The 7,198-nt window shown below is 69.7% G+C and carries 5 protein-coding genes and 1 pseudogene; all 6 read right to left on the minus strand.

The features are described from left to right. Positions 1-81: 81 nt before the first annotated feature. A complete protein-coding gene (locus ACFYMM_RS27450; RefSeq protein WP_388390974.1) occupies positions 82-1,935 on the minus strand; it encodes an RICIN domain-containing protein in 1,854 nt (617 codons plus the stop codon). A gap of 71 nt (positions 1,936-2,006) precedes the next feature. Continuing rightward, complete coding sequence (locus ACFYMM_RS27455) at positions 2,007-3,758, minus strand: amylo-alpha-1,6-glucosidase (protein WP_388390976.1); 1,752 nt, start codon at positions 3,756-3,758, stop codon at positions 2,007-2,009. A gap of 82 nt (positions 3,759-3,840) precedes the next feature. After that, positions 3,841-4,701, minus strand: a complete 861-nt coding sequence (locus ACFYMM_RS27460) for a carbohydrate ABC transporter permease (protein ID WP_388390978.1) — start codon at positions 4,699-4,701, stop codon at positions 3,841-3,843. Then, positions 4,698-5,681: a carbohydrate ABC transporter permease gene (locus tag ACFYMM_RS27465; protein WP_388390980.1), complete on the minus strand. Its 984-nt coding sequence runs from the start codon at positions 5,679-5,681 to the stop codon at positions 4,698-4,700. The genes ACFYMM_RS27460 and ACFYMM_RS27465 overlap by 4 nt, the downstream gene beginning before the upstream one ends. A gap of 10 nt (positions 5,682-5,691) precedes the next feature. Then, the gene (locus tag ACFYMM_RS27470; RefSeq protein ID WP_388390982.1) at positions 5,692-6,939 is read right to left on the minus strand and encodes an extracellular solute-binding protein; all 1,248 of its coding nucleotides are present in this window, start codon (positions 6,937-6,939) and stop codon (positions 5,692-5,694) included. 123 nt (positions 6,940-7,062) lie between these two features. Then, positions 7,063-7,198, minus strand: a pseudogene (locus ACFYMM_RS27475) (LacI family transcriptional regulator); the annotation flags it as partial.

Below are 7,198 nucleotides of genomic sequence, written 5' to 3' on the forward strand. Positions count from 1 at the left end.
TCACCGCCACGACGCGCGGTCCGGCAACCCTGGTGAAGTCCCGGGTGTCCCCCACACCCGCACCGGCAGGAAGCTCGAAGTTCAGTTCTTGCCCTGCAGTCGCCAGATCTGGTTCTTCTTGGTGCCGAGGGTGCTGCCGGAGTCGCAGGTCCACTGGTGGACGAGGGCTCGCGGCTGGGTGGAGACGCCGGACACGTCGACGCACTTGCCGCTGTGGACGGCGACGAGCTGGTAGTCCTGGCTGTTGCCGAGTGCGGTGACGGGGTTGAGGGTGAACTGCTGGTTGGCGGCGCCGTCGCAGGTGTACTGGATGACGGCGGCGCCGTCGGCCGTGGAGGCGCCGGAGACGTCGAGGCACTTGCCGCTGAGCTCGTTGACCACGGTGTACGTGTTCGCCTTGCCGCTGACCGGCTTGAGGTCGAGCATCTGCTGGTAGCCGCCCTCGCAGTAGTACTGCTGGTACTGGGTGCCGTCGGCGGTGCTGAGGCCGGTGTCGTCCAGGCACTGGCCGCTGTTCTCGCTCACCGCGACCGTGGAGACGGTGGTGTTGGACGGCGGGAGGAGGGTGACGGTGTAGCCGTCCTTGGCGTTGGTGTAGGGGAGGGTCACCGAGGCGGCGTTGCCGCTGACGGCCAGGGTGGTGTCGGAGATGGTGGTGGGTCCGGTGACGGCGGCGCCGTTGTTGTAGGGGATGCGCTGGACGACGGCGCGGACCTGGCCGTTCTCCACGACCGAGGTGGTGTTCAGGCCGGTGAGGTTGACGGTGACGTTGCCGGTGTTGCCGTTGCTGCCGATGAGCACCTTGGCGTTCTTGGCGGTGTTGTCCTTGGTGGCCAGGCCGTCGGTGTTGGCGCCGGGGATGTAGTTGACGATGTTGCCGGTCTGGGAGCCGTAGTAGCGGTACATGAACCACTCACCGAGCGGCAGGTACTGTCCCGCGCTGTTCTTGGTGAGCAGGTTGGCCTCGTCGTCGTGGAGGTTGGTGCCGGAGGCCCAGTTGCCGCGCAGGCCGTCGGCTCCGGCCCGCTCCAGACGGCCGATGAACCAGGCGCCGCCGCCGGGGTTCTGCTGGGACAGGGCGCCGTACTCGTTGATCTGGTACGAGCGGGTGTTGGTCAGGCCCGCGGCGGCGAGGGTCGAGTCGGCGCGGCTCGCGTCGGTGACCGGGTCGCCGGGTTCGTCGTGCCAGCTGTAGATGTCGGGGGCGACGTTGTTGGCCTTGACGTAGTTCAGGTAGGTGGTCCACCAGGTGTTGGTGGCGCTGGGACCCCCGGCGATGCTGGGGCCGACGATCAGCTGGCCGGGGAACGCCGCCCGGACCCTGGCGTAGAAGCGCGACCACATCTGCAGGTACTGACTCTGCGAGGGCTTCCAGAAGCCGCTGCCGTTGGGCTCGTTCCACAGGTCCCAGTCGACGGTCATGTTGTTGGCCTTGACGTCGCCTATGAGCTGGGTGACGAAGTTGTCGAACTGCGTCCAGTCACCGTTGTCGCCGGGCCAGCCCTGGCTGGTGGTGCCGTCGGCGCCCCACAGGTCGTGCGGGAGCAGGACGAAGGTGCCGCCCAGGGCTACGGTCCGCTTGTACTGCGCCAGGGTCGAGTTCCAGCGGGTCTGGTAGTCGGCGAGGCTGGTGGCGTAGCCGCCGCTGTTGAGCTGCGCGCCGCCGGCCCGCATGAAGTGCCACTTGATGTCCTTGAAGAAGTGGTCCTGCGGCAGCGAGCCGTCCGGCGTCATCCCGTAGATCATGCCGGAGGCATGGTAGGTGGGCGCGCCACCGGCGGTGGCGAAGTCGACGGTGACGCTGGTGTCCGCGGCCTGTGACGGGCCGGCGGGCACCAGGGTCGTGGCCAGCGCGGCCAGCAGGACGGCTACGGACGAGGCCGCTCGGCGTCGGGTGCGTGTCGTGGGTCTGGGAGGGGTCGAGGGCGATTTCATGGTGCGGCTCCTGCGTGAGCGGGGAGGGGTACCGGGGCCGGAAGGTCCCCGGGCTGTGGGGGGACGGCCGGTCAGCGGCTGTCCCGGTGGGCGTGTGCCTCGGCGAGCAGGAGGTAGCTGCTGGCGGTCCACGTGTAGGCGCGGTCGCGCAGGCCCGTCCCGGTGAGGGCGTCGAAGTTCTCGGCGAAGCCGTGGGTTTCGCACAGCGCGCGGAAGCGGGCGCTGATGTCGTCCGCCAGCCGGTGGTGGCCGGCGCGGCGCAGGCCGTCCTCGACGAGGACGGTGGCGGGGGCCCAGATCGGGCCCCGCCAGTACCCGTCGGGCAGATAGTGCGGTGAGGTGGGCAGTTCGGTGGCCAGGCCGTACGGCGTCAGGTGGGCCTTGACGCGGTCGGCCAGCGCGGTGCCGACGTCGGCGGGCAGGTGCTCGCCCAGCACGATGGGCATCAGGTCGAGCAGGCTGGCGCTGCTCCAGGTGTCCTCGGTGGTGGCTGACCGGGCAACGAACCTGTCACCGGTCCAGAGCCGGCCGAGCAGCGCCGTCTGGGTCCGTTCGGCCACGGACGTCCACCGTTGCGCCTCGTCCGTCTTCCCCAACTCCGCTGCCAGCGAGGCGAGTTCGCGCAGTTGGAGGGTGAGGAAGGCGGCCAGGTCGGCGGTGATGATCACCCGTTCGGGGTCGAAGGTGGTGGCGTTGTCCCAGCCGCTGTCGTTGCCGTGCTGGTAATAGGGCAGGTCGTTCCCCGGTCCTCGCCGGGCGGCGAGCCAGAAGTCGGTCCAGCGGGTCAACCGGTCGTAGGTCTCCGCCAGTTGCTCTCCGCGAGGAGGCGTGGGCAGTCTCCGGCGCAGGTGCCCGAAGGCCCAGCCGTGGATGGGCGGCTTGACGAAGTTGTACAGGACCTCGGAGTGGGTGACCGAGTCGGGCAGGGCGCCGCTGTCGTCCTGGTGGTCGAAGGGCACGGCGAACTGGTCCAGGGCCAGTTCCGGGCAGCCCGGGGCCAGCGCGAGGGCGTTGAAGCAGTGGTCCCAGCTCCAGACCTTGTCCATCCAGTGCTTGGACATCAGCACGGCCGGACGGGTGACCAGGCCCGCCGGGCGTACGGTCGCCGACCAGACGACGTACGCGGCGAGTTCGGCCGCCGGGGTGGCGGACGAGCGCCAGGGAGCCACCTTGTCGACGAAGTCCGCGAACGCGCGCCGCGCGGACTCCACGATGTCGTCGAAGCTCGCCGAAGGACCGTACGGCGGGCGGGCGGTGTCGAGTTCCTCGATCGCGATCTCCCAAGCCCCGTGCGTCTCCGCGGTCACGGTGACACCGCGGTCGGCGCCGCCCAGGGCCTCGGCCCCGGCCGTCCCGGTGACGGTTCCGGACAGCACGGTGACGCGGTAACGGCGTCCGGTCTCGTAGGAGGTGAACACGTGCGCGTTGGTCGCCGGGTCCTGGAAGAAGTACGTTCCGCTGAAGGGGGTCAGGGTCCGCGCGGCGGCGAGGACGCCCATGGCGAGGCCGCTTCCGCGCAGTCGTACGGTGTCCGGCGACTCGTAGGCGAGGTCGACGCGCCCCTTCTCGGCGCGCCCCGTCTCGCCGATCCAGCTGAGCAGCCCCGGTGTCGCCTCGACGCGGGTTCCGACGCTGTCCCCCGTGGTCGTGTCCAGCGGGACCAGGCGCAGGACGCCGTGCATGCCGTTCTGGTGCGAGACCAGGTGGAGGTCCTCGGCGTACGTCTTCTCGGCCACCACGGGCGATATGTCGAACCAGGATCCGTAGGTGCTGAACGGGATGTCGTGGACGGAGAAGGCCGGGCCGGATCGGGCGGCGGTCATGGTGGAGTGACTCGTTTCTGAAGCAGGAGCCGACGGCCGGCCGACGCGCTGGAGGGCCTGCCGACGGGGCGTGGTGGGGGGTTCAGTCCTTGACGGCACCCGCGGTCACACCGGCGGCGACGTAGCGCTGGGCCAGGACGAGGATGACCGCGGCCGGCAGTGAGGCCACGACGGCGGTGGCCATGATGGCGTTCCACTGCTGGTTGTTGTTGCCGATGTAGTGGTAGATGCCCAGGGTGATCGGCTCGTGGGTGCCGCCGTTGACGAGGGTGCTGGCGAAGACGAAGTCCGACCAGGACCACAGGAACGCGAACAGGGACACCGTGACGACCGCGTTGCGGCTCATCGGCAGGACGATGGACCGGAAGGTGCGCAGCGGCCCGGCGCCGTCCATCGTCGCGGCCTGGAGCAGTTCGCCGGGGATGCCGGACATGAACGCCGTGAAGATCAGGACGCCGAACGGTACGGCCAGGGTGGAGTCGGCGACGATCAGGCCGGGGACGGACTGGAGCAGGCCGAGTTGGAGGTAGATGGCGTAGAAGCCCATCGCCATGATGATGCCGGGGATCATCTGGGCGGCGAGGAGGACGAAGCTGAGGAGGCCGCCGCCGCGCGGGCGGAGTTTGGCCAGCGCGTAGCCCGCGGGTGCGGACAGGGCCACGGTCAGGACGACGGTTCCCAGGCCGATGACGAGGCTGGTGCCGAGGTACGGCAGCTGGTCGTCGAGGACGGTGCGGTAGCCGGCCAGGGTGCCGTGCACGGGCAGCAGGTCAGGGGGGCTCTTGCGCATGTCCTGGTCGCGGGTGAGGGAGACGTTGAGCATCCAGTAGACGGGGAAGAGCATGACCGCCGTCACGGCCAGGCCCAAGGCCGTCTTCCACCAGGGGGCGCGTCGCCGGCGCGATCGCGCGGGAGCGGCAAGGGGTACGGTCGCGGTGCTCATGAGGCGTCCTGCTTCCGCTGAACTCTGACGTAGACCAGGCCGAAGACGAGCGCGGCGACGACGAGCAGGTTGCCGACGGCGGCTCCTGGGCCGAAGGCCGGCAGGAGGTTGCCGAAGCCGAGCTGGTAGGACCAGGTGGCGAAGGTGGTGGACGAGTCCGCCGGGCCGCCCTTGGTCATGATCCAGATGATGTCGAAGACCTTCAGTGTGTAGATCAGGCCCAGGAGCAGGGTGATCGCGGACACCGGGCGCAGCAGTGGGAAGGTGATGCTCCAGAAGCGGCGCCAGGCACCCGCCCCGTCGAGGGCGGCGGCCTCGTACAGGCCGGCCGGGATCGACTGGAGGCCGCTGTAGAGGACGACGAGGTTGAAGGGGACGCCGATCCAGATGTTCGCGATGATCACCGAGGTCAGCGACCAGGACGGTGAGGTCAGCCAGTTCACCGGGGCGATCCCGAGGGCGTGCAGGCCGGCGTTGACGACGCCCGACTCGCTGTTGAGCATCCACGACCAGGTGGAGGCCGAGACGATCAGCGGCAGCAGCCACGGGACGAGGAACAGGGCGCGCAGGGTGGCCGACAGCCGGAAGGTCTGGTTGAAGAAGACCGCGAGGGCCAGGCCGAGGGCGTACTGGAAGACCAGGCACACGGCGGTGAACACCACGGTGTGCAGCAGGGCCGGGGCGAAGGTCGGGTCGTCGAAGACGGTGCGGTAGTTCGCCAGGCCCGTGAACGGCGCGTCGCCCTGGACGAAGGAACGCACGGTGTAGTTGCGCAGGCTCAGATCGAGGTTGCGGTAGAGCGGATAGGCGTAGAAGAGGGCCAGGTAGAGGGTCACCGGGGCGAGGAATCCCCAGGCCGCCCACTGCGGGGAGGCGGGCCGGCGGCGCTTCGGACGAGGGGCCGGGGGCGGGGCGGCGCCGGCCGCCCCGTTCCGCACACCCACGGACCGGCGGTCCGGCAGCCGTGTCGTCTGCTTCATCGCACGCACGTCACTTGGCGGCAGCCTGGGCCGCGGTCAGCGCGTCCTTGGGCGACTTGGATCCGCTGAGGGCGGACTGGACGGCCTTCCACATCTGCTCGGAGATCTTCGGGTACTTGGTGCCCAGGTCGTCGCTGGTGCGCCCCTTGGCCGCCCTGACCGCCTCCACCCACGGTTTCAACTCGGCGTTCGCCGCCACCTGCTTGCCCTGCACCTCGGCGGTGGGGGCCACGTAGGACAGGGTGGTGTCGGTGTCGTAGAGGTTGGCGGTGCTGGTCAGGCAGGCCGCCAGCTTCTGGGAGGTGGTGTAGCGGCCGGTGTCCTTCTGGACCGGGATGGTCACGAACTCACCGCCGGTCGGCGCCGCCGCATTGCCGCCGCCCGCACCGGGGACGGGAAGCACCCCGTAGTCCAGGCCCGCCTTCTTGGCGTTCGCGAGCTGCCAGGTGCCGTTCTCGCTGAACGCGTACTGGCCGGTGGCGAACTCCTGCCAGCTCGTCGTCTGGGTGTTGTTGAGCACCGAGTTCGGGGCGTAGCCGGCCTTCAGCCAGTCCTTCCACAGGGACAGCGCGGACACCGCCTGGGGGGAGTCGAGTGCGGTCAGCTTGGCGCCGGCGCCCCAGAACCACGGCAGGAACTGGAAGCTGCCCTCCTCGGTGCCGATCGCGGAGAAGGTGATGCCCTTCTTGCCCGCCTGCTTGACCTTCGCCAGCGCCGCCGTCAACGACTTCCAGTCCTTGACCGAGGCGATGTCCACCCCCGCTTCCTTGAGCACCTTCTTGTTGTAGTAGAGCGCGAGGGTATTGGCGCCGACCGGCGTGCCGTAGGTCTTGCCGCCCGACTGGCCCGCCGCGAGGAGGTTGGGGTCGACCTTCGAGGTGTCCAGCTTGTTGTCGTCGGTCGTGGTGAGCACACCCGCCTCGGCGAGTGTCGACACCACCGGGTTGTCCACGATGAGGACGTCCGGCGAGTTGCCCTGCTGCGCCGCCAGGAGCGTCTTGTTGCCCAGGTCGCTGGTGTCGAAGGCGGTCCGCTTGACCTTCACTCCCGCCTTGGTCCCGCACTGGTCGAGGAGCTTCGCCCAGGCCGAGGTCTTGTCGAACTGCGGGTAGGGGTCCCAGATGGTGTAGGTGCCGCCACCGGCGCCCTTGGCGTCGCTGCCGCCGGAGCCGGAGGAGCAGGCGGTGGCACCGGCGGCCACGGTCATCACGGCCAAGGCCGCGGCGGTCAGACGGCGCTGTCTGGAGGAGCTGATCATCACGAGGGTTCCTTTTGCTGGACATGGGGTGCCGAGGCACGGATGGGTGAGGAGCGGCCGGCACCGGCAGCACTGTCGGGCGGCTCGGACGTCCGGTGGTGTGAGGGGTGCTCGTGGGCGCGGTCAGGGCATGGGGTCGGGTCTCGCGTCTTCGGTGGGTGTGGCTCGGGCGGGTCCGGTGCTGGCCCGCAGGGAGATCGGCGGGGCCAGGAGGTGGTGCCGGGGCGGCGCGTCGGGGTCACCGAGCCGTTCCACCAGC

This window comes from Streptomyces sp. NPDC006739, assembly GCF_042869815.1.
Classification (GTDB): domain Bacteria; phylum Actinomycetota; class Actinomycetes; order Streptomycetales; family Streptomycetaceae; genus Streptomyces.

Bases quoted from the DNA above. Each gene is read 5' to 3' on its own strand.
- ACFYMM_RS27460 (WP_388390978.1), bottom strand. From the start codon at position 4,701: ATGAGCACCGCGACCGTACCCCTTGCCGCTCCCGCGCGATCGCGCCGG.
- ACFYMM_RS27465 (WP_388390980.1), bottom strand. From the start codon at position 5,681: ATGAAGCAGACGACACGGCTGCCGGACCGCCGGTCCGTGGGTGTGCGG.
- ACFYMM_RS27470 (WP_388390982.1), bottom strand. From the start codon at position 6,939: ATGATCAGCTCCTCCAGACAGCGCCGTCTGACCGCCGCGGCCTTGGCC.
- ACFYMM_RS27450 (WP_388390974.1), bottom strand. From the start codon at position 1,935: ATGAAATCGCCCTCGACCCCTCCCAGACCCACGACACGCACCCGACGC.
- ACFYMM_RS27455 (WP_388390976.1), bottom strand. From the start codon at position 3,758: ATGACCGCCGCCCGATCCGGCCCGGCCTTCTCCGTCCACGACATCCCG.